The sequence below is a fragment of the Mycobacterium sp. 852013-51886_SCH5428379 genome (genome assembly GCF_001665575.1).
Classification (GTDB): domain Bacteria; phylum Actinomycetota; class Actinomycetes; order Mycobacteriales; family Mycobacteriaceae; genus Mycobacterium.
The window spans coordinates 20,073-41,141 of the sequence record NZ_LZSU01000035.1 but is presented as its reverse complement, the minus strand read 5'-3'; the positions used below and the strand labels follow the sequence as shown (position 1 = coordinate 41,141).

At 69.5% G+C, this 21,069-nt stretch carries 18 protein-coding genes; 5 read left to right on the top strand and 13 right to left on the bottom strand.

Going from position 1 to position 21,069, the window contains the following annotated elements:
• Window positions 1–33: 33 nt before the first annotated feature.
• The 4 genes from A5757_RS14395 to A5757_RS14380 all read right to left on the bottom strand — a co-directional run bounded on the left by A5757_RS14395 (window position 34) and on the right by A5757_RS14380 (window position 5,879).
• Window positions 34–675, bottom strand: a complete 642-nt coding sequence (locus tag A5757_RS14395; RefSeq protein WP_066835267.1) for a nitroreductase family protein — start codon at window positions 673–675, stop codon at window positions 34–36.
• Window positions 676–704: 29 nt separating this feature from the next.
• The gene (locus tag A5757_RS14390) at window positions 705–4,010 is read right to left on the bottom strand and encodes an error-prone DNA polymerase (protein WP_066835265.1); all 3,306 of its coding nucleotides are present in this window, start codon (window positions 4,008–4,010) and stop codon (window positions 705–707) included.
• Between the two features lie 34 nt (window positions 4,011–4,044).
• The gene (locus A5757_RS14385) at window positions 4,045–4,932 is read right to left on the bottom strand and encodes a universal stress protein (protein ID WP_066835263.1); all 888 of its coding nucleotides are present in this window, start codon (window positions 4,930–4,932) and stop codon (window positions 4,045–4,047) included.
• Window positions 4,933–5,009: 77 nt separating this feature from the next.
• Window positions 5,010–5,879 (bottom strand): MaoC family dehydratase, encoded by an 870-nt coding sequence (locus A5757_RS14380; protein WP_066835385.1) that lies wholly within the window; start codon window positions 5,877–5,879, stop codon window positions 5,010–5,012.
• Between the two features lie 76 nt (window positions 5,880–5,955).
• Here A5757_RS14380 and A5757_RS14375 point away from each other — a divergent pair, with 76 nt between their 5' ends.
• A complete protein-coding gene (locus A5757_RS14375; RefSeq protein WP_066835262.1) occupies window positions 5,956–6,375 on the top strand; it encodes a MarR family winged helix-turn-helix transcriptional regulator in 420 nt (139 codons plus the stop codon).
• Window positions 6,376–6,414: 39 nt separating this feature from the next.
• Entirely contained in the window at window positions 6,415–7,470 is a 1,056-nt protein-coding gene (locus A5757_RS14370) for a nucleoside hydrolase (protein ID WP_066835260.1), read from the top strand.
• Between the two features lie 21 nt (window positions 7,471–7,491).
• Here the strand turns inward: A5757_RS14370 and A5757_RS14365 are convergent, their stop codons facing one another.
• The 6 genes from A5757_RS14365 to A5757_RS14340 all read right to left on the bottom strand — a co-directional run bounded on the left by A5757_RS14365 (window position 7,492) and on the right by A5757_RS14340 (window position 12,685).
• Complete coding sequence (locus A5757_RS14365) at window positions 7,492–7,914, bottom strand: organic hydroperoxide resistance protein (RefSeq protein WP_066835258.1); 423 nt, start codon at window positions 7,912–7,914, stop codon at window positions 7,492–7,494.
• On the bottom strand, window positions 7,911–8,378 hold the full coding sequence (locus A5757_RS14360) for a MarR family winged helix-turn-helix transcriptional regulator (protein WP_066835256.1): 468 nt from the start codon (window positions 8,376–8,378) through the stop codon (window positions 7,911–7,913). Before A5757_RS14360 ends, A5757_RS14365 begins: the two co-directional genes overlap by 4 nt.
• Before the next feature lie 48 nt (window positions 8,379–8,426).
• Window positions 8,427–9,965 carry a DNA polymerase Y family protein gene (locus A5757_RS14355; protein ID WP_066835383.1) on the bottom strand — a complete coding sequence of 513 codons (1,539 nt, stop codon included), beginning with the start codon at window positions 9,963–9,965 and terminating at the stop codon, window positions 8,427–8,429.
• 31 nt (window positions 9,966–9,996) lie between these two features.
• On the bottom strand, window positions 9,997–10,692 hold the full coding sequence (locus A5757_RS14350; protein ID WP_066835254.1) for a hypothetical protein: 696 nt from the start codon (window positions 10,690–10,692) through the stop codon (window positions 9,997–9,999).
• A gap of 141 nt (window positions 10,693–10,833) precedes the next feature.
• Complete coding sequence (guaA, locus tag A5757_RS14345) at window positions 10,834–12,405, bottom strand: glutamine-hydrolyzing GMP synthase (RefSeq protein WP_066835252.1); 1,572 nt, start codon at window positions 12,403–12,405, stop codon at window positions 10,834–10,836.
• A gap of 40 nt (window positions 12,406–12,445) precedes the next feature.
• Entirely contained in the window at window positions 12,446–12,685 is a 240-nt protein-coding gene (locus A5757_RS14340; protein WP_066835250.1) for a hypothetical protein, read from the bottom strand.
• 53 nt (window positions 12,686–12,738) lie between these two features.
• Between A5757_RS14340 and A5757_RS14335 the strand changes: the two genes are divergently transcribed.
• Both A5757_RS14335 and A5757_RS14330 read left to right on the top strand, forming a co-directional pair.
• Entirely contained in the window at window positions 12,739–13,518 is a 780-nt protein-coding gene (locus A5757_RS14335; protein WP_066835248.1) for a beta-phosphoglucomutase family hydrolase, read from the top strand.
• A complete protein-coding gene (locus tag A5757_RS14330; RefSeq protein WP_066835246.1) occupies window positions 13,515–15,878 on the top strand; it encodes a glycoside hydrolase family 65 protein in 2,364 nt (787 codons plus the stop codon). The genes A5757_RS14335 and A5757_RS14330 overlap by 4 nt, the downstream gene beginning before the upstream one ends.
• 4 nt (window positions 15,879–15,882) lie before the next feature.
• Here A5757_RS14330 and A5757_RS14325 read toward each other — a convergent pair whose 3' ends face one another.
• The 3 genes from A5757_RS14325 to guaB form a co-directional block, all read right to left on the bottom strand.
• A complete protein-coding gene (locus A5757_RS14325) occupies window positions 15,883–17,649 on the bottom strand; it encodes a GMC oxidoreductase (RefSeq protein ID WP_066835245.1) in 1,767 nt (588 codons plus the stop codon).
• 181 nt (window positions 17,650–17,830) lie between these two features.
• Window positions 17,831–18,958: a GuaB3 family IMP dehydrogenase-related protein gene (locus A5757_RS14320; protein WP_197497345.1), complete on the bottom strand. Its 1,128-nt coding sequence runs from the start codon at window positions 18,956–18,958 to the stop codon at window positions 17,831–17,833.
• Window positions 18,959–18,972: 14 nt separating this feature from the next.
• Complete coding sequence (gene guaB / locus A5757_RS14315; protein ID WP_066835241.1) at window positions 18,973–20,529, bottom strand: IMP dehydrogenase; 1,557 nt, start codon at window positions 20,527–20,529, stop codon at window positions 18,973–18,975.
• A 134-nt stretch (window positions 20,530–20,663) separates the two neighbouring features.
• Between guaB and A5757_RS14310 the strand changes: the two genes are divergently transcribed.
• Window positions 20,664–21,068, top strand: a complete 405-nt coding sequence (locus A5757_RS14310; RefSeq protein WP_066835381.1) for a DUF5319 domain-containing protein — start codon at window positions 20,664–20,666, stop codon at window positions 21,066–21,068.
• The last annotated feature ends 1 nt before the right edge of the window (window position 21,069 follow it).

Below are 21,069 nucleotides of genomic sequence, written 5' to 3'. Positions count from 1 at the left end.
CCTACGGGTGTATCAGCGCACATTCACACACCGTCACCAGGAATCCCAGTGAGTGAGCTGCTCAGCGGGCAACCGCTTGGCCTTCTTGAACTCGGTGCCCTTGGTGTAGGCGATGGGGAACAGCCCACCCTGGGCGTAGGTGTCGAACGGGATCCCGAGCAGGTCGGCGGCCTGTTTCTCGCCCTCCCCCATCAGGTGCAACGTCGTCCACGCCGAGCCCAGACCACGCGAGCGCAGCGCGAGCATGAAGCTCCAGACCGCCGGCAGCAGCGATCCCCAGTACGACGCGCTGATCCCGGCGGGCGCCCCGTCGGGCCGGCCCTCCAGGCACGGGATCATCAGCACGGGTGCCTCGTGGAAGTGCTCGTTGAGATATTTCGCGGAGCTCATCACCGCGTCCATCTGGGAATCGCGGATGTCACCCCGCTCCGGTTTGGGCAAATCGAGATACGGCGTGGCGTTCGCGGCGTAGATGTCGGCGAGCGCCCGTTTCTTGTCGGGGTCCTCGACGAACACCCACTGCCAGCCCTGCGCGTTGGACCCGGTCGGCGCCTGCAGCGCGAGGTCCAGGCATTCCATGATGACCTCGCGGGGCACCGGCCTGTCGAAATCGAGACGCTTGCGCACCGAGCGCGTGGTGGTCAGGAGTTCGTCGACGCTGAGGTTGAGGGTCATGTCGACGAGGCTACCGAGGTGGCGACTAGCTACCGGAAGTCCCGCGACTTCGACCCCACTCGCATGTCGAGCCGGTCGAGGCGGTCGGCCACCACCGTGACCGCACCAGTGGCGTTCTGCACGATGCCGCGGATCACCATCGCCGACGCGCTCTGGGCCAGCCTGCGGTGCCGGGCCCACAACTGGGGGGCGCACAGCACGTTCACCATGCCCGTCTCGTCCTCGATGTTGATGAACGTCACCCCCTGTGCGGTCGCCGGGCGCTGCCGGTGGGTCACCGCCCCGGCCACCAGCACCCGGGTGCCGTCCGGCACCTCGAGCAACCGGGCGGCGGGGACGACGCCCATGGCGTCGAGATCCCGGCGCAGGAACTGGGTGGGATAGCTGTCCGGGGAGACCCCGGTGGCCCATACGTCGGCGGCGGCCAGTTCGAGCTTGCTCATCCCCGGCAGCGACGGGACCTGCCCCGCCGATCCGACCCCGGGCAACCGGTCCGGCCGTTCGGCGGCGGCCGCACCCGCCGCCCACAGTCCCTCACGGCGGGTGATGTCGAAGCAGCCCAGCGCCCCCGCCGTGGCCAGCGCCTCGATCTGCGGCACCGACAGCTGCACCCGACCGGTGAGATCCAGCAGATTCCGGAAGGGGCCGTTGACTCTTCGCTCGTCGACGATCCGCTCGGCGAGGTCGTCGCCGATGTGGCGGACCGCGCCCAGACCCAGCCGAACCTCGGTCCCGGCGTTCTCCAGCGTCGCGTACGCCAGGCTGGCATTGACGTCCGGTTCGTGCACGAGGACACCGTGGCGGCGGGCATCGGCGACCAGGGACTGCGGCGAATAGAAACCCATCGGCTGCGCCCGGAGCAGGGCGGCGCAGAACGCGGCCGGATGGTGCAGCTTGAACCACGACGAATAGAACACCAGCGAGGCGAAGCTCAGCGAATGACTCTCCGGGAAGCCGAAATTGGCGAAGGCTTCGAGCTTCTCGTAGATCCGGTCGGCGACGTCGCCGGTGATGCCGTGCCGCACCCGCATACCCTCGTAGAACCGGCCGCGCAGCCGGCGCATCTTGTCCGTCGACCGCTTGGAACCCATCGCCCGGCGCAACTGGTCGGCCTCGGCGGCGGTGAACCCCGCACAGTCGACGGCCAACTGCATGAGCTGCTCCTGGAACAGCGGCACCCCCAGCGTCTTGCGCAGCGCCGGTTCCATCGACGGGTGGTCGTAGGTGACGGGCTCTTCGCCATTGCGGCGCTTGATGTACGGATGCACCGAGCCGCCCTGGATCGGGCCGGGCCGGATCAGCGCGACCTCGACCACCAGGTCGTAGAACACCCGCGGTTTGAGCCGCGGCAGGGTGGCCATCTGCGCGCGGGACTCCACCTGGAACACCCCGACCGAATCGGCCTTCTGCAGCATCTCGTAGACGCCCGGTTCGGACAGGTCGAGCTTCGACAGGTCGACCTCGAGACCCTTGTGTTCGGCCACCAGGTCGATGCAGTAGTGCAGCGCCGAGAGCATGCCCAGACCCAGCATGTCGAACTTCACCAAACCGATTGCCGCACAGTCGTCTTTGTCCCACTGCAGAACGCTGCGGTTCTCCATCCGCGCCCACTCCACCGGGCACACGTCGGCGATCGGACGGTCGCAGATCACCATGCCGCCCGAGTGGATGCCCATGTGCCGCGGCAGATTCGAGATCTGCAGCGCCAGATCGACCACCGGCTCGGGGATGCCCTCGACGTCGGGAGAATCGGCCAGCCCGTTCCACTTGCTGAGCTGTTTGCTCCAGGCGTCCTGCTGTCCCTGGGAGAAACCGAGCGCGCGGGCCATGTCGCGGATCGCGCTGCGGCCTCGATAGGTGATCACGTTGGCCACCTGCGCGGCGTAGTCACGGCCGTAGCGCCGGTAGACGTACTGGATCGCCTCCTCCCGCAGATCCGACTCGATGTCGATGTCGATGTCGGGCGGACCGTCACGGGCCGGGGACAGGAACCGTTCGAACAGCAACTCGTTGGCGATCGGGTCGACGTTGGTGACGCCGAGGGCGTAGCAGACCGCGGAGTTTGCCGCCGACCCCCGGCCCTGGGACAGGATGTTGTTCTCCTTGCAGAACCGCGTGATGTCGTGGACGACGAGGAAGTAGCCGGGAAAGCAGAGCTTCTCGATGACCCGCAACTCGTGCTCGATCTGGGTGTATGCCTGCGGCGCGCGTTCCGGAGGGCCGTAGCGGTCCCGCGCGCCGGCCATCACCAGATGGCGCAGCCAGCTGTCCTCGGTTTCACCGGGCGGCACATCTGGGTACGGCGGCAGCTTCGGGGCGATCAACGCCAGGCCGAACGCGCACTGCTCACCGAGTTCCGCCGCGGCGGTCACCACCTCGGGGCAGTGGGCGAACAGCCGGACCATCTCCTGCCCCGACCGCAGGTGCGAGCCGCCGAGCGGGGCCAGATATCCGGCGGCCTCGTCGATCGAGTGGCGGGCCCGGATAGCTCCCATCGCCATCGCCAGCCGGCCGCGCGACGGTTCGGCGAAATGCGCCGCCGTGGTGGCCACCACGGTCAGCCCGAAGCGCGGAGCCAGCGCGGCCAGGGCGGCATTGCGTTCGTGGTCGAGGGGGTGACCGTGGTGGGTCAGTTCGACGGTGACCCGCTCGCGGCCGAACCGGTCCACCAGGTCGGCCAGCGCGCGTTCCGCCGCCTCCGGCCCACCCTGGGAAAGCGCCTGCTGGACATGGCCTTTGCGGCACCCGGTGAGGATCTGCCAGTGACCGCCCGCGGCCTCGGTGAGCGCGTCGTAGTCGTATCGCGGTTTACCCTTCTCACCGCCGGCCAGGTGGGCGTCGGCGATCTGACGGGACAACCTGCGGTACCCCTCCGGTCCGCGGGCGAGCACCAGCAGGTGCGGTCCGGGCGGATCCGGCAGCTCGGTGCGGGCCACGTTGCCCAGCGACAGTTCCGCGCCGAACACCGTACGCATGTCGAGTTCCCTGGCCGCCTCGGCGAACCGGACGACGCCGTAGAGCCCGTCGTGGTCGGTCAGCGCGATGGCCCGAAGGCCGAGCCGGGCCGCCTCCTCGACGAGCTCCTCCGGAGTGCCCGCACCGTCGAGGAAGCTGTACGCCGAATGGGTGTGCAGTTCGGCGTACGGGACGGTCGACGATCCGGAATCGGCATGCGGGAGCTCGGGCGGCTGGTAGACCCCGCGTTTGCGTGACCAGGCCGGGCTGTCACCGCCGTCGCCCGCGGGTTCGGCCAAGGACGTACCGGCGCGGCGCGGCTTGCTGGAGAGCACCCGCTGCATCTCCGGCCAGTTCGGCGGCCCGTCGTTCCACGCCACCCCACGAGTGTATCGAACAAATGTTCGACAGGAGTCAGGACTGGGCGTCTCCCCCGGCCTGGGCGCGTGGGACCACGACCATCGGCACGTCGAGGACCCGCAGCATCTTCGCCGCCGTGGAGCCGAGGAACAGCCGTCGCGGTGCGCTCAGCCGGCTGGACCCCACCATGATCAGATCGCCGTCATGCCACACGAGATCGCCGACCGCCGCTTCGACGGTCTGCCCGAAGACCACTGCGGAGGTGACCGTGAAGTCCTCCGGCAGATCTCGTTTCGCGGCCTCGACCGTGCGGTTGGCGTGGTCGAGCGCCTGTTCGCGCACCGCGTCGACGTCACCGCGCAGGGTGCCGAACGTCGGGTCGAGCGCCACCAGCGACACCAGCCGCAGCGGGGTGCCCGCGGCCCGGCTGAACCGGACCGCGGACTCGAGCAGCAGATCCGCGCCCTCACGCCTACCGATCGCGCAGGTCACCTCACGTACCCGGCGGACGGGTGATTCGCGGAGACCGCGCGGCGCGACGGCGACCGGCACCGGCGCCGAGTGCAGCAGCGAGTTGACGACGCTGCCCAAGGAGAAGCTGCCGACCAGACCGCCTCCCGAGCCGCCGACGACGATGGCCGTCGCCTCGAGATCCACCGCCTGGCGGATGAGGCCGTCGGCGAAGGAGTCGTCGAACGTGACGTGGCCCTGGGCGGTGACATCGTCCGGGATGTCCGCCAGCGCTTCGGTGAGCCACCCCTGGGCCTGTTCGGCGAGCAACTCGTCGTAGCCCTCGGTCTGCACCACCGTGCGCAGCATCCGTTCCGGGGGCAGGACGATGCACACGTCGAGCGCGGCGCCCAGCGTGCGCGCCAACCGGACGCCCAGCGCGAGCGCGTCAGCGCCGCCCGGGGTGGCGAGGTAGCCGACGACCAATCTCATGCTCGAATCCTGTCAACCTCCGGCACGGTGCACCACGCCTTTCCCGGAAACTCCTCCGAGAAATCACGCGTCCGAGATCACGTGAGGTATTCGGCGGTTCCGTCTTCGAGCACCACCCGGGAATCCGAACCGTCGGAAGCCGCGGCCTCGGTGCGGAACACCGCTGCGCCATCGCCGGTGCGCCAGATGGAGGTGGTGAGGGTTTCGCCCGGGAACACCGGGGAGGTGAAGCGGGCGCCGACGGCGGTGATCTTGGTGGCGTCACCGCCGCCGAGTTCGGCGACCAGCGCGCGGCCCGCGACGCCGTACGTGCACAGGCCGTGCAGGATCGGCCGCGGGAACCCGGCCAGCTCGCGGGCGAACCACGGATCGCTGTGCAGCGGATTGCGGTCTCCGGACAGTCGGTAGATCAACGCCTGATCCTCGCGGGTCGGCAGCGCGATGCGCGCGTCGGGCTCACGGTCGGGGATCTCCGGGGCCGCCGGCCGCGAGCCGGGCCGACCGCCGAATCCACCCTCACCGCGGATGACGGCGGTCGACACGGTCTCGGCGAGCACCTCACCGGTGTCGGGATCGCTGCCGGTGCCCTTGAACACCAGGATGGCGTTCTTGCCCTCCCCCTTGTCCTGGATGTCGGCGACCTCGGAGACGACGCTGAGCCGGCCCGCGGGCGGTAGCGGCGCGAAGAGCCGCACCGTCTGCGACCCGTGCAGCAGCTGGCTGAAGTTGAACGAGCCGACCGCCCCGACCGCACCCCAGGCCGGGCTGGCGATCACGGCGTAGGTCGGCAGCACCTGCTGGTCGATGTCATGGCTGTTCTCGGTGGTGAACGCGAGGTCGGCGGTCCCGGCGCCGACGCCGAGGGCGTAGAGCAGGGTCTCGCGATCGGTCCACTCGTAGAGCTGCGGCTCGGACTTCCGGCCAATGGCGTTGGGATCGATCGGCATGGACACTCCCTTCGTGGCGTGGATCGGACCCTATCGTCGGTGAATAGTCCGCCCGATTGCGGCTATCGAATACCGCATGGCCGACCCTCGCGCGATGCGTTCGGTCCTGCTGCTGTACCGATCCATGACGGCCGTGCTCGACACCGAACTCAAGAACGGCTTCGGGTTGCGGGTCATCGATTACGAGATCCTGCAGCACCTGCGGTCGCGGGATGCGGGTACGGGTCTGCTCAGTGCCCTGGCCCGTGAGCTCTCCGTGCACGCGACGACGGTCAGCATCGCCACCGACCGGCTCGCGCCGCGAGATCTGGTGCGGCGCAGCACGCACCCCACCGACCGCCGCGCCGTGCTGGTCAGCCTGACCGACGCCGGCCGTGACCTGGCCGATGCGGCCACGGCGGCGCTGGCGAAAGTCGAATTCGGATTGGCGGGTCTGACCGCCGGTCAGCGCGAGACGCTGTCCGGTCTGGACGCCTGCCGTCCGGCGCACCGGTGATGGCTGTTGGGCAGCTCGGGCCCGCGTATCGTCTGCGCAATGTCGGATGACCAATCCCCGCGGCGGATACCGGTTTTCGCCGACGTGGACACCGGGGTCGACGATGCGATGGCGCTGGTCTATCTGCTCGCCAGTTCCGAGGCCGCGCTGGTGGGCGTCGCGTCGACCGCGGGCAACGTCGGCGTCGACCAGGTCTGTGTGAACAACCTGGGGCTGCTGGACCTGTGCGGGGTCACCGACGTTCCGGTCTCGCGGGGGGCCGACGGTCCGGTCGCCTCGCCGTTGCGTACCGCCGAGGACACCCACGGACCCGAAGGACTGGGGTACGCGCGGATGCCGTCACCCGGGCGGGAGCTCACCGCGTATGACGCGGCGCAGGCGTGGGTGCGTGCGGCGCGCGCCCATCCGGGCGAACTGGTCGCCATCGCCGTCGGTCCGCTGACGAATCTCGCACTGGCCCTGCGCATCGAACCCGCGCTGCCGACGCTGGTGCGCCGACTGGTCATCATGGGCGGCGCGTTCGACTACCGCGGCAACACCACCGCGGTCGCGGAGTGGAACATCAGCGTGGATCCGGAGGCGGCGGCGGAGGTGTTCGCCGGCTGGGTCACCGGACCGGATGCGGGACCGGTGCGTCCGCCGATCGTGTTGGGCTTGAACCTGACCGAGCACATAGCAATGACGCCGGCGCTGCTCACCCGGCTGGCAGAGGCCGCTGGGTCGACGTCGACGCGGATGAGTGTGCTCGACCCGCGCGGCACCCGCTCGACGGCGTCCAACCCGTTGATCCGGGTGCTCGAAGACGCGATGCGGTTTTACTTCGAGTTCCACTTCGACCAGGGCGAGGGGTATCTGGCGCATCTGCACGATCCACTGGCCGCGGCGGTGGCACTGGACCCGGACCTCGTCGAGTACCGGCCGGCGACGGTCGACGTCGAACTGATGGGCACACTGACCCGCGGGATGACGATCGCCGACTGGAACGGCCGGTGGGGACGCCCGCCGAACGCGCTGGTGGGCGTGAGCGTGGATGCGGACGTGTTCTTCGACCGCTTCATCGCCCGGGTCGGCCCGTTCGCGCAGCGCGTCGGCTGACGTCTGTGCCGGCCGTGAGCGCTAGTCGTCGGTGACGTTCACCGTCACGTCGATGTTGCCGCGGGTGGCGTTGGAGTACGGGCACACCTGGTGGGCTTTGTCGGCGAGCCGGCGGGCGGTCTCCTGGTCGACATTGGGCAGCGCGACCTCGAGTTCGACGGCGAGGCCGAAGCCGCCGTTGTCGAGCTGGCCGATCGACACCCGCGCCCCGACCGTCGAGTCGGTGACGTCGGCCTTGTCCTGACGGGCGACCAGGCGCAGCGCCGAGTGGAAGCACGCCGCGTAGCCGACGGCGAACAACTGCTCGGGGTTGGTGCCGTCGCCGCTGCCGCCCATCTCCTTGGGGATCGCCAGATCGAAATCGAGGCGGCCGTCGGAGCTGCGGCCGTGGCCGTCGCGCCCTTCGCCGGTGGCGAGCGCTTCTGCGGTGTAGAGAGGCTTCATGTCGATTCCTTCCGGGGGCGTGGTGAGGCCCGTGTGTGTTCTGCACTGAGCACGTCGCTCAGCTGCCGGACGGCGTCGCGCAGCTCTTCGGCGTCCGCCACCGACATCCCGGTGGCGGCGAAGAGCTGTTCCGGGATGCACTGCGCGCGCTCCTCGAGTGCGCGGCCGGCCGCGGTGAGCACGACCTCGACCTGACGCTCATCGGAACGCGAGCGGTGACGCTCGAGAAAGCCGTTGGCCTCCAAACGTTTCAGCAGCGGCGAGAGAGTGCCCGAGTCGAGATGCAATCGCTCGCCGAGCCTGCTGACCGTCACCGGCCCCTCCTCCCACAGCACCAACAGCACGAGGTACTGCGGATAGGTGAGGTTGAGTTCGGTCAGCACCGGCCGGTAGGCCGCCGTCATGGCACGCGTGGCCGAGTACAGCGCGAAGCACAGATGCTGATCGAGGCGGAGCGTGGCCATGACACGAAGGTAGCGCGCAATTAAGTTGTGCGCAATCAAAATGAGTCTCTATTCGTAGACCCCCTCGACGTACCAGTGCCGCTGCCGGTAACAGAGCAGGAGCGCCGCCTGCCCCTTGGCGCCGTCGACCAGCACCTGCGCCCGCGCGGTGCGGCCCTTCGCCCGGTCCGGGTCCCACCAGCGCTCGTCGACCGGCCACGGGCCCGTCCACCACGACAGCCGGCCCCGGTAACCGGCACCGTCCAGCCGGGCCGGCGCACCGGAGAACAGACCACGCGGGGTCACCCGAACCGGATCGCCTGCGTCGTCGAGCACCTCGACCGGATCGTCGAGCAGCACCGCGGGAGCCGGTTCGGGCAGCTGGCCCGGCCACGGCTGCCCCGGATCGGCCTGGGGCACCGGCTCGTCGCCGAACGCGGCGAAGGTGATGCGCTCGGCCGGTCCCCGCCCGCCGCTGAGCACCGGCACCTGCACCGCCTCGGGACCCAGCAGACCCTGCACCCGCACCAGCGCCCGGCGAGCCCGCAGCCGGTCCTCCTCGCCGAGCCCGCCCCACAGCGGAAGCTGCAGCGCCTCAGCGGAAATCACCTCCACCGGCCGCAACCGCAGCACGGTCACCGGGGCGGTGGGCCGATCGCGGGGGTTACGCCGGTTCAGCCAGCCGTCGAGCTGCCAGCGCACCCGGTCGGCCGTGGCGTCCTCGGTCAGCGGTTCGGCGCAGCGCCAGACCCGCTCCAGTTCCTGTCCGTTCTCGGTGACGGCGTGGATGGCCAACCGGGTACAGCCCACCCCCGCCGCCTCGAGGCTGCGATGCAACTCGCCGGCCAGGGTGCGGCCGGCGAACGCCGCTGCATCCACCCGGTCGATCGGCGGGTCGCAGGTCAGCACCGCGTCGAGTTCGGCCGCCGCCTCCCGGCCCGACGGACCGCGGGCCGCCTCGCCGCAGGCGAACCGGTGGGCGGTCACCGCGTCCACACCGAAGCGGGAGGCCACATCGGTGCGCGACAGCGTGGCGAACTGGCCGATCGTGCGGATACCCATGCGCCACAACAGATCCGCCAGTTCCTCCCGCCCTGGGGCGGCGAGGCTGGGTTCGGTGGCGAGCTGGCGGATCGACAGCGTGGACAGGAACGCGGCGTCGCCACCGGGGTCGACGATGCGACCCGCCCGAGCCGCGAACACCGCGGTGGGCAGCTGATCGGCGATGCCGACCTGACATTCGGCCCCCGCGGCGGCGACGGCGTCGACCAACCGCTCCGCGGCCGCCTGTTCGGAACCGAAATAGCGGGCGGCGCCTCGGACCGCCAGCACCAGTAGCCCGGGCCGCAGCACCTCGGCGCGCGGCACCAGATCGTCCACCGCGGCGATGATGTTCTCGAAATGCCGGGCGTCGCGCGCCGGATCGGCGGCGGCGACGTGCAGTTGCGGACACCGGGCCTGGGCCTCTCTGCGCCGCAGACCGCGCCGCACCCCGGCCGCCCGCGCCGAGGCCGAACACGCGATGACCCGGTTGGCCAGCGTGACCGCGACCGGCGTGGTCGGCTCCAGGCGGGCAGCCGCGGCGGCGGCGACCGCGGGCCAGTCCATGCACCACACCGCCAGCACCCGCGCCGGCACGCTACTCACCGACCGCACGTCCGGGGCCGAAGCCCCGGCCACGTCCGCGCATCGCCAGCCGCACGCGGCCGATCCGCCCACATCCCGGTCGCGGCGCACCGGCACCCGCACCCGTCACGTCGAAACCGCTGACCCGGGCGTCCAACCGGACCGACGCCCCCGGCCAGTCGCCGTCGGTCACCGCCAGGGTGCAGCCCTTCTGCCGCGCCCGCGCCGTGACCGCGCGCGCCCGCCCCGCGGGCACCGAGCGCCCGCCGAGGCCGAGCACCACCAGATCCATCCCGTCCATCAGCACGGCGGCCACCTCGACCGGATCGGCTCCCGGATCGGGGATCACCGCCACCCGGCTCAGATCGGCGCCCATCTCGACGGCGGCCAGCAGCCCGGCATCCGGACGACCGATGAGGGCTGCATGACCACCGTCGGCCGTCACGGCGGCGATCATGCCCAGCGGGAGCGATCGGGCCCCCGACAGCACCGCCACCGTCCCACGCGGCAACGACACCGGCAGCTGCCCAGCCAGCATTTCGGGCAACGGCAGCAAAGTCTCCGGCTCCGAAATCGGCTCCGCCGTCGCAACGGGACCCCGCCGCCCGGGCCCGACCTTCCCCGCCACTGCAGCCATCTGCTTGCGCAGGCGTTCGACCTGCTCAGCGCGGGTGAGATAGCGTAGGTCGAGGCTCGTCGCCGCTGTCACAACCGCACCTCCAGCCTCACCAGAATCACCCGTTGTTCGAATGTATGTTCGATACGATGAGTAAACACTTCCCCACCGACAAGCGTCAAGCGTGGAGTGTTACCGCTGATCGATCAGATCAGCGGGATTCTGCTGGGTGGGTCACTCCCATTCGATGGTGCCCGGGGGCTTGCTCGTCACGTCGAGCACCACCCGGTTGACCTCGGACACCTCGTTGGTGATCCGCGTCGAGATCCGCTCGAGCACCTCGTAGGGCACCCGCGTCCAGTCCGCGGTCATCGCGTCCTCACTGGACACCGGCCGCAGCACGATGGGATGCCCGTAGGTGCGCCCGTCGCCCTGCACCCCGACCGAGCGGACATCGGCCAGCAGCACCACCGGGCACTGCCAAATCTGGGCGTCCTGACCGGCGGCGGTGAGTTCCTCACGGGCGATGGCGTCGGCGCGACGCAGCGTCTCCAGCCGCTCGGCGGTCACCTCGCCCACGATGCGGATACCGAGGCCGGGGCCCGGGAAGGGTTGGCGCGCCACGATGTCCTCGGGCAGCCCGAGTTCGCGGCCGACGGCGCGGACCTCGTCCTTGAACAGCAGTCGCAGCGGTTCGACGAGGCGGAACTTCAGATCGGCGGGCAGACCGCCGACGTTGTGGTGACTCTTGATGTTCGCGGTGCCCGATCCGCCACCGGACTCCACGACGTCTGGATAAAGCGTGCCCTGCACCAGGAATTCGACCGGCTCTCCGCCACCTGCCACGATGTCGGCCACGGCACCGTCGAACGCGCGGATGAACTCGCGGCCGATGATCTTGCGCTTGCCCTCGGGGTTACGCACCCCGGAGAGCGCCTCGAGAAAGCGTCCCGCGGCGTCGACAGTGACGAGCTTGGCACCGGTAGCGGCGACGAAGTCGCGCTGCACCTGTGCGCGCTCCCCCGCCCGCAGCAGGCCGTGGTCGACGAAGACACAGGTGAGCCGATCGCCGATGGCGCGCTGGACGAGTGCGGCGGCAACCGCGGAGTCCACCCCGCCGGAGAGCCCGCAGATCGCCCGGCCGTCGCCGATCTGCCGGCGGACCTGTTCGACCAGGGCGTCGGCGATGTTGGCGGGCGTCCACTTGGCGCCGATGCCGGCGAAATCGTGCAGGAACCGGCTGAGGATCTGCTGGCCGTGCGGCGAGTGGAGCACCTCGGGGTGGTACTGCACGCCGGCCAATCGCCGCGCCCGGTTCTCGAACGCCGCCACCGGCGCGCCGCTGCTGCTGGCCACCACGTCGAAACCCTCGGGGGCCTCGGTGACGGCGTCGCCGTGGCTCATCCACACCGGCTGGGTCTCCGGCAACTCCGAATGCAGTTCTCCGCCGGTCACTTTCAGCTCGGTGCGGCCGTACTCGCTGGTGCCGGTGTGGGCGACGGTGCCGCCGAGTGCCTGCGCCATCGCCTGGAAGCCGTAGCAGATGCCGAACACCGGGACGTCCAGATCGAACAGCGCGGGGTCGAGGTGCGGCGCGCCGTCGGCGTACACACTGGCCGGACCGCCGGACAGCACGATCGCCTGCGGGTCCTTGGCCTTGATCTCCTCGACGGACGTCGTGTGCGGGACGACCTCGGAGAACACCCGGGCCTCCCGCACCCGGCGGGCGATGAGCTGCGCGTATTGCGCGCCGAAGTCGACGACCAGTACGGGCCGCGGTCCGGGGGTGTCGGCGGGGGAATTCACCGCATCAGTCTAGTGGGGCGGGGCGTGCGCGCCGCGTCGGTCACCGCCGCCACAGCACCTGGACGCCGTCCTTGGCGCGCGAGGCCACCGCCCGGTCGACCGCCTCCGCGTCGAACCCCGGAAGCCGGCCCAGACCCGGCAGCACGGCCTGGACCTCGTCGAGATCGAGCACGATGTCGGGTCCGCTGCGCTGATGCAGGACGACGAAGACGTCGTCGTTCGTCGGCCCGTTCCGCACCAGCGTCACCTCGACGAGAGCATCCCACCGCACCGATTCCACATCGCAAGTATGCCGCCGACCGAAATCGGGCACTGTGTTGAGGAGAACTGATCATGCTCGACGACCGCGAATCGAGGACTGCCGTGCTGGGCCTGCCCGAGCAGATCACCGCGTGCCTGTTCGACCTGGACGGGGTGCTGACCGACACCGCCAGCGTGCACACCCGCGCGTGGACGGCGATGTTCGACGAGTTCCTGCAGAACCGTGCGCAACACGACGGCAGCGAGTTCGTGCCGTTCGACCCGGGCGCCGACTACCAGCGCTACGTCGACGGCAAGCGGCGCGAGGACGGCGTCCGGTCCTTCCTCGACAGTCGCCACATCGAGCTCCCAGAGGGCGGACCCGACGATCCCGTCGACGCCGAGACCGTGCACGGGTTGGGCAACCGCAAGAACGAGATGTTCCACGAGACGTTGCGCAAGGACGGGGTCGAGGTGTTCGAAGGGTCACGCAGATATCTGGAGGCCGTGAGCGCGGCGGGACTGCGGGTGGCGGTGGTGTCGTCGAGCGCCAACACCGGAGAGGTGCTCGACATCACCGGGATGGCGCGATACGTCGAACACCGCGTCGACGGCGTCACCATGCGCGAGGCGAAGATCCCCGGAAAGCCGGCCCCCGATTCATTCCTGCGTGCCGCGGAGCTTCTCGGGGTGACGCCGGCGCACGCGGCCGTCTTCGAGGACGCGCTGGCCGGGGTGGCGGCGGGCCGCGCCGGGAAGTTCGGCTACGTGGTCGGTGTCGACCGCGTCGGTCAGGCCGACGGGCTGCGCGAGAACGGCGCCGACATCGTTGTCACCGACCTCGGCGAGCTGCTCGAGACGGCCGCCTCGTGATCGGACAGGACATCTTCCCCGTCGAACCGTGGCGGATCCGGGAGACCAGGCTGGAATTCGAACTCCTCGACGAAGCGGAATCGTTGTTCGCACTGTCCAACGGTCACCTCGGCCTACGCGGCAACCTCGACGAGGGAGAACCGCACGGCCTTCCCGGCACCTATCTGAACGGCTACTTCGAGGTTCGGCCGCTGCCCTACGCCGAAGGCGGATTCGGCTATCCGGAGGCCGGACAGACACTCGTCAATGTCACCAACGGCAAGATCTTCCGGCTGTTGGTCGACGACGAACCGTTCGACGTGCGCTACGGCGAACTCCTGGACCACGAGCGCGTGCTGGACCTCCGCGCCGGCACCCTGACCCGCGACGTGCACTGGCGTTCACCGGCAGGCAAACAGATCAAGGTGCACTCGACCCGGTTGGTGTCCCTGGTGCAGCGGAGCGTCGCGGCCATCGAGTACGTCGTCGAGGCGGTCGACGAATTCGTCCGTGTCACAGTGCAATCCGAGCTCGTCACCAACGAGGACCAACCGGAGGCCTCTGACGACCCCCGGGTTTCCGACGCCCTCAAGGATCCGCTCGAAGCCGTTCACCACGAGCACGGCGACTTCCATGCTCTGCTCGTCCATCAGACCCGCGGCAGCGAGTTGATGATGGCCGCGGCGATGGATCACGACATCGACGTGCCCGGCCGCGTCGAGACCACCACCGACGCCCACGACGATCTGGCGCGCACCACCGTGATCTGCGGTCTGCGGCCCGGCCAGAAGCTGCGAATAGTCAAGTACCTCGCCTACGGCTGGTCCAGTCTGCGCTCCAGACCTGCGCTGCGCGATCAGGTCTCGGCCGCCATTGCCGGTGCCCGCTACACCGGCTGGCAGGGCCTGCTCGACGCGCAACGCACGTTTCTCGACGAGTTCTGGGACTGTGCGGACGTCGAGGTCGACGGTGACGCGGACATCCAGCAGGCGGTGCGGTTCGGACTCTTCCACGTCCTGCAGGCCAGTGCCCGCGCGGAACGTCGCGCGATCCCCGGCAAGGGGCTGACCGGCGACGGTTACGACGGTCATGCGTTCTGGGACACCGAGGGTTTCGTGCTGCCGGTGCTGACCTACACCATGCCGTCGGCGGCAGCCGACGCGCTGCGATGGCGGGCATCGACCCTGGACCTGGCCAAGGAGCGGGCGGAGACCCTCGACCTCGAGGGCGCCGCCTTCCCGTGGCGCACCATCCGGGGCGAGGAGTGTTCGGCATACTGGCCCGCGGGCACCGCGGCGTGGCACGTCAACGCCGACATCGCCATGGCCTTCGAACGCTATCGCCTTGTTACGGGCGATGATTCGCTGGAGCAGGAGTGTGGGCTGCCGGTCCTGGTGGAGACCGCACGGTTGTGGAATTCGCTGGGACACCATGACCGGCACGGCATCTGGCATCTCGACGGCGTCACCGGACCGGACGAGTACACCGCGGTGGTGCGCGACAACGTGTTCACCAACCTCATGGCGGCGGGAAATCTGCGCGCCGCGGCCGAGGCGTGCGGCCGCCACCCCGACGCCGCACACGATCTCGGGGTGTCCAACGACGAGATGGCCGCCTGGCGCGACGCCGCCGACGCCGCGCACATCCCGTTCGACGAGGAACTCGGCGTGCACGAACAACACGACGGGTTCACCACTCTGCGGGAGTGGAATTTCGACGCCAACACCGAATATCCGCTGCTCCTCAACGAACCCTACGTCCGGTTGTACCCGTCGCAGGTGGTCAAACAGGCCGACCTGGTGCTGGCGATGCAGTGGCAGAGCCATGCGTTCACCGAGGAGCAGAAGGCCCACAACGTCGATTACTACGAACGGCGCACCACCCGGGACTCGTCGCTGTCGGCCTGCACTCAGGCAGTGATGTGCGCCGACGTCGGGCATGTCGAACTGGCCCACGACTACACCTATGAAGCTGCGCTGATCGATCTGCGCAACCTGCACAAGAACACCCGCAACGGCTTACACATGGCGTCGCTGGCCGGCGCGTGGACCGCGCTGGTGGCCGGATTCGGCGGCCTGCGCGACGACGCGGGGTGTCTGTCGCTGAACCCGCACCTACCCAACGGGATCACCCGGCTCCGATTCCGCCTGCGGTGGCGCAACTTCCGGCTGACCGTCGACGTCAAGCACGACGATGTCACCTACATCCTGCGCGACGGCCCGCACGGCGAACTGAACATCCGCCACGCCGGGGAGGACCTGCGGCTGACCACCGACGAGCCCACCACCGTGGCCATCCAATATCGGGAGCCGCTGCTGCCGACGCCCCGACAGCCACCCGGCCGGGAGCCGTTCCGACGAGGAACCGGCAGCACGGACTGAATCGCTAGGCGCCCTGCGCCTCGGCGGTGGTGGGATCCCGGCGGTTGACCTCTTCGCGGCTGGCGTTCCAATCGAGGGCGGCAGGCGCGCCGGCGGGCACCACCGGCTGCGCGGGCACGATCGGGTCGATGCGCCGGTAACCCTCGCCCTGCGCGGGCCGCAGATCCTGCTCGCCCCTGTTCGGCCACAGCGAGGCCGCCCGCTCCGCCTGGGCGGTGATGGTCAGCGACGGGTTCACGCCGAGGTTGGCCGAGATGGCCGCGCCGTCGACGACGTACAGCGAGGGATAGTTGTACACCCGGTGGTACGGGTCGATGACGCCGTGCTCGTCGCTGTCGCCGATGACCGCGCCACCGAGGAAGTGGGCGGTCAGCGGGATGTTGAAGAGTTCGCCCCAGGTGCCGCCGGCGACGCCGTCGATCTTGTCGGCGATCCGGCGCGTCACCTCGTTGCCCGCCGGGATCCAGCTCGGATTCGGTTCGCCATGGCCCTGCTTGCTGTCCAGACGGCGGATGCCCAGCTTGGTCTTGCGGGTGAAGGTGGTGATCGAGTTGTCGAGGTTCTGCATGACCAGCGCGATCATGGTGCGCTCGCTCCAGCGACGGGGGTTGAGCAGGCGCAGCGTGCCCCGTGGATCGGCGGCGGCGTTCTGGAACAGCTGCTTCCAGCGCGGCACGTCGGTGCCCTCGGGCCCGTCGCCGTCAGTCATCAGCGTCTGCAGCAGACCCATCGCGTTGGAGCCCTTGCCGTACCGGCAGGGTTCGACGTGGGTGTCCGACGTCGGGTGGATCGACGAGGTGATGGCCACGCCGTGGGTGAGGTCGAGATCGTCGCGCGCCTCGAGCCGGCCCGCACCCACGATGGATTCCGAGTTCGTGCGGGTCAGCAGGCCGAGACGATCCGACAGCTTCGGCAGACGTCCGGTGTCGCGCATCTTGAACAGCAGCTTCTGGGTGCCGTAGGTGCCCGCGGCGAGGATGAGGTGGTTGGCGGTGAAGGTGCGCGGTTTGCGGCGGACCTTGCTGCCGGTGCGGACGGTCTGCACCTCCCACACGCCGTCGGACCGCTGTTCGAAGCTGGTCACCGTGGTCAACGGATGCACTTCGGCGCCCGCTGATTCCGCGAGTCCGAGGTAGTTCTTCACCAGGGTGTTCTTGGCACCGTAGCGGCAGCCGGTCATACAGGCGCCGCACTCGATGCATCCGGTTCGCTCGGGGCCCGCGCCGCCGAAGTACGGATCGGCGAAGGTCTGGCCGGGTGCCTTCTCGCCGTCCGGACCGAAGAACACCCCGACCGGGGTCGGCACGAAGGTGTCGCCGACGCCCATGTCGTCGGCCACCTCTTTCATGATGCGGTCGGCGTCGGTGAACGTGGGGTTGGTGACGACGCCGAGCATCCGCTGGGCTTGCGCGTAGTGCGGCAGCAGCTCGTCGTTCCAGTCGGTGATGTGCTTCCACTGCGGGTCGTTGAAGAACGGTTCGCGGGGCACGTAGAGCGTGTTCGCGTAGTTCAGCGAGCCGCCGCCCACGCCCGCGCCGGCCAGGATCATCACGTTGCGCAACAGGTGGATGCGCTGGATGCCATAACAACCGAGCTGCGGCGCCCACAGGAACTCGCGGAGCCGCCAGGACGTCTTGGCGAACTCGTCGTCGGCGAATCGCCGGCCGGCTTCCAGGACGCCGACGCGGTAGCCCTTCTCGGTCAGCCGCAGAGCGCTGACACTGCCACCGAATCCCGAACCGATGATGAGGACGTCGTAGTCAGGCTGCATCACTCCAGTATGAGTTACCGGCTGGTAACGAGCTAGACAGGTGGCCCTAACTTGTCAAGGATTCTGCGGGTCCGGTCGCGACAAAGTCCGCGCTCCGCGAATGTGAAGCTGTTGCGACCGTGGACTCGATTTCTCGCAAACGATTCACATTCGCTGCAGGCAAGAGTCGCGAGAGGAAAGGTCAGACCCCGACGGTCAGGCCGACCTTCTGGAATTCCTTCAGATCGCAGTAGCCCGCCTTGGCCATCGACCGGCGCAGGCCGCCGACCAGGTTCAGCGAGCCGAACGGATCGTCGGACGGGCCGTTGAGCACGCGTTCCAGTGACGGCCGCTCCCCCAGCGCCACCTGCAGCAGGGCGCCGCGCGGCAGCGACGGGTGCGCGGCGGCCGACGGCCAGAACCAGCCGCCGCCCTGCGCCTCCTGCGCGCTGGCCAGCGGTGTACCGAGGACCACCGCGTCGGCGCCGCAGGCGATGGCCTTGGCCAGATCACCGGAGGTGTGGATGTCGCCGTCGGCGAGCACGTGGACGTACCGGCCGCCGGTCTCATCGAGGTATTCACGGCGGGCGGCGGCCGCGTCGGCGATCGCGGTCGCCATCGGGACACTGATCCCGAGCACCTCGTCGCTGGTGGTGACGCCGCTGGTCGAGCCGTAGCCGACGATGACGCCTGCGGCCCCGGTGCGCATCAGGTGCAGCGCGGTCCGGTGATCGAGCACGCCGCCGGCCACGACGGGGATGTCGAGTTCGGAGATGAAGGTCTTGAGGTTCAGCGGTTCACCGTCCGACGCGACCCGCTCCGCGGAGATGATCGTGCCCTGGATGACCAGCAGGTCGACCCCGGCCTGCACCAGCGCCGGCGTCAGCGACTGCGCGTTCTGCGGGCTGACCCGCACCGCGGTCGTCACACCGGCCTCGCGGATGCGGGCGACGGCGGCGCCGAGCAGCTCGGGGTCCAACGGTGCGGCGTGCAGCTGCTGCAGCAGCCGGATCGCGGCCGACGGCTCCGGCTCCTTCTCGGCGGCCTCCAGGACCTGCGCGAGCTTGTCCTCGACGTCGGCGTGCCTGCCGATCAACCCCTCGCCGTTGAGCACCCCGAGCCCACCGAGCCTGCCGAGCTCGATCGCGAACTCCGGCGAGACCAGCGCGTCGGTCGGGTGGGCCAGCACCGGAATCTCGAACCGGTAGGCGTCGAGCTGCCAGGCGGTCGACACGTCCTGCGACGAGCGGGTGCGCCGCGCGGGAACGATGTTGATCTCGCCGAGCTCATAGGTACGTCGAGCCGTCCGGCCCATCCCGATCTCGACCATGTCGCGCATGCTGCTCAGCCTCGGGTGGTGTAGTTGGGGGCTTCGACGGTCATCGTGATGTCGTGGGGGTGACTCTCCTTCAGGCCCGCCGCGGTGATCTGCACGAACTGCGCCTGCTGCAACTGCTCGATGGTCGCCGATCCCGTGTAGCCCATCGCCGCGCGCAGACCGCCGGTCAGCTGGTGGATCACCGTCGACAGCGGCCCGCGAAACGGCACCCGGCCTTCGATGCCCTCGGGCACCAGCTTGTCCTCAGACAGCACGTCGTCCTGGAAGTACCGGTCCTTGGAGAAGCTGCCGCGGACGGCGCCGGCCGAGCTGCGGCCCTGCATCGCCGCCAGCGAACCCATGCCGCGGTAGCCCTTGAACTGCTTGCCGTTGACGAGAATCAGATCGCCGGGTGACTCCGCCGTCCCCGCCAGCAGCGATCCCAGCATCGCCGTCGACGCACCCGCCGCCAGCGCCTTGGCGATGTCGCCCGAGTACTGCAGCCCGCCGTCGGCGATCACCGGTACGCCGGACGGCGCACAGGCGGCGACGGCCTCCAGGATCGCGGTGATCTGCGGCGCACCGACGCCGGCGACCACGCGCGTGGTGCAGATCGAACCCGGGCCCACGCCGACCTTCACCGCATCGGCGCCGGCCTGCACCAGCGCGGCCGCACCGGCACGGGTCGCCACGTTGCCGCCGATGACGTCGACGCGGTCGCCCAGCACGGTCTTGACGCGGTGCACCATCTCCAGCACCGACCGGTTGTGCGCGTGGGCGGTGTCCACGACCAGCACGTCGACACCGGCGTCGGCCAGCGTCATGGCGCGGGTCCACGCGTCGTCTCCGACGCCGACCGCGGCGCCGACCAGCAGCCGGCCGTCCCGGTCCTTGGTGGCCAGCGGGAACTGTTCGGTCTTGACGAAGTCCTTGACGGTGATCAGGCCGGTCAGCCTGCCGTTGCCGTCGACGATCGGCAGCTTCTCGATCTTGTGGCGGCGCAGCAGGCCCAGGGCGGCCTCCGCGGACACACCTTCCTGCGCGGTGATCAGCGGCGCCTTGGTCATCACCTCGGAGACCGGCTTGGACTGGTCGACCTCGAAGCGCATGTCGCGGTTGGTGATGATGCCGACAAGGGAGCCGTTCTTGTCGACGACCGGGAGTCCGGAGATCCGGAACCGCGCGCACATCGCGTCGACCTCGGCGAGCGTGTTGTCCGGCGAGCAGGTGACCGGATCGGTGACCATTCCCGCCTCGGACCGCTTGACCGTCTCGACCTGGCCGGCCTGTTCGGCGACCGGCAGATTGCGGTGCAGCACACCCATCCCGCCGGCGCGGGCCATCGCGATGGCCATCCGCGATTCGGTCACGGTGTCCATGGCCGAACTCACCAGCGGCACCCGCAGGCGGATGCGCTTGGTCAGCTGGCTCGAGGTGTCGGCGGTCGCGGGCACCACATCCGATGCCGCGGGCAGCAACAGCACGTCGTCGAAGGTGAGTCCGAGCATCGCGATCTTGGTCGGGTCGTCGCCGCCGGTGGGGACCGGTACGGCGAGGGAAACGCTGCTCTCAGCGAGCGACATGGGCGATAGCCTCCATAAGGCGCGAAGCGGAATACACGATTCTATCGCTGCGCCGACCGGCCGGCGTTCCGCACGCTGCCCGGCGCGCGCCAACAGCTAGCGCGATGCGCGCGGGGCTGAGTAATGTGGGGGCCGTGCGAGACCACCTGCCACCTGGTTTGCCGCCTGATCCGTTTGCCGACGACCCCTGCGATCCTTCCGCGGCGCTCGACGCACTGGAACCCGGCCAACCGCTTGACCCGCAGGAACGCACGGCCGTCGAGGCCGATCTCGCCGACCTCGCCGTGTACGAGGCGTTGCTGGCCCACAAGGGCATTCGCGGACTCGTCGTGTGCTGCGACGAATGTCAGCAGGATCACTACCACGACTGGGACATGCTGCGGGCGAACCTGCTGCAGCTGCTGGTCGACGGCACCGTCCGCCCGCACGAACCGGCTTACGATCCCGAGCCCGACGCGTATGTGACGTGGGACTACTGCCGCGGCTACGCCGATGCCTCGCTCAACGAGGCGACGACCGAATCCGACGGCTACCGCTGAT

Bases quoted from the DNA above. Each gene is read 5' to 3' on its own strand.
- A5757_RS14395 (WP_066835267.1), bottom strand. From the start codon at position 675: ATGACCCTCAACCTCAGCGTCGACGAACTCCTGACCACCACGCGCTCG.
- A5757_RS14385 (WP_066835263.1), bottom strand. From the start codon at position 4,932: ATGAGATTGGTCGTCGGCTACCTCGCCACCCCGGGCGGCGCTGACGCG.
- A5757_RS14380 (WP_066835385.1), bottom strand. From the start codon at position 5,879: ATGCCGATCGATCCCAACGCCATTGGCCGGAAGTCCGAGCCGCAGCTC.
- A5757_RS14375 (WP_066835262.1), top strand. From the start codon at position 5,956: ATGGCCGACCCTCGCGCGATGCGTTCGGTCCTGCTGCTGTACCGATCC.
- A5757_RS14370 (WP_066835260.1), top strand. From the start codon at position 6,415: ATGTCGGATGACCAATCCCCGCGGCGGATACCGGTTTTCGCCGACGTG.
- A5757_RS14365 (WP_066835258.1), bottom strand. From the start codon at position 7,914: ATGAAGCCTCTCTACACCGCAGAAGCGCTCGCCACCGGCGAAGGGCGC.
- A5757_RS14360 (WP_066835256.1), bottom strand. From the start codon at position 8,378: ATGGCCACGCTCCGCCTCGATCAGCATCTGTGCTTCGCGCTGTACTCG.
- A5757_RS14355 (WP_066835383.1), bottom strand. From the start codon at position 9,965: ATGGACTGGCCCGCGGTCGCCGCCGCCGCGGCTGCCCGCCTGGAGCCG.
- A5757_RS14335 (WP_066835248.1), top strand. From the start codon at position 12,739: ATGCTCGACGACCGCGAATCGAGGACTGCCGTGCTGGGCCTGCCCGAG.
- A5757_RS14325 (WP_066835245.1), bottom strand. From the start codon at position 17,649: ATGCAGCCTGACTACGACGTCCTCATCATCGGTTCGGGATTCGGTGGC.
- A5757_RS14320 (WP_197497345.1), bottom strand. From the start codon at position 18,958: ATGGTCGAGATCGGGATGGGCCGGACGGCTCGACGTACCTATGAGCTC.
- guaB (WP_066835241.1), bottom strand. From the start codon at position 20,529: ATGTCGCTCGCTGAGAGCAGCGTTTCCCTCGCCGTACCGGTCCCCACC.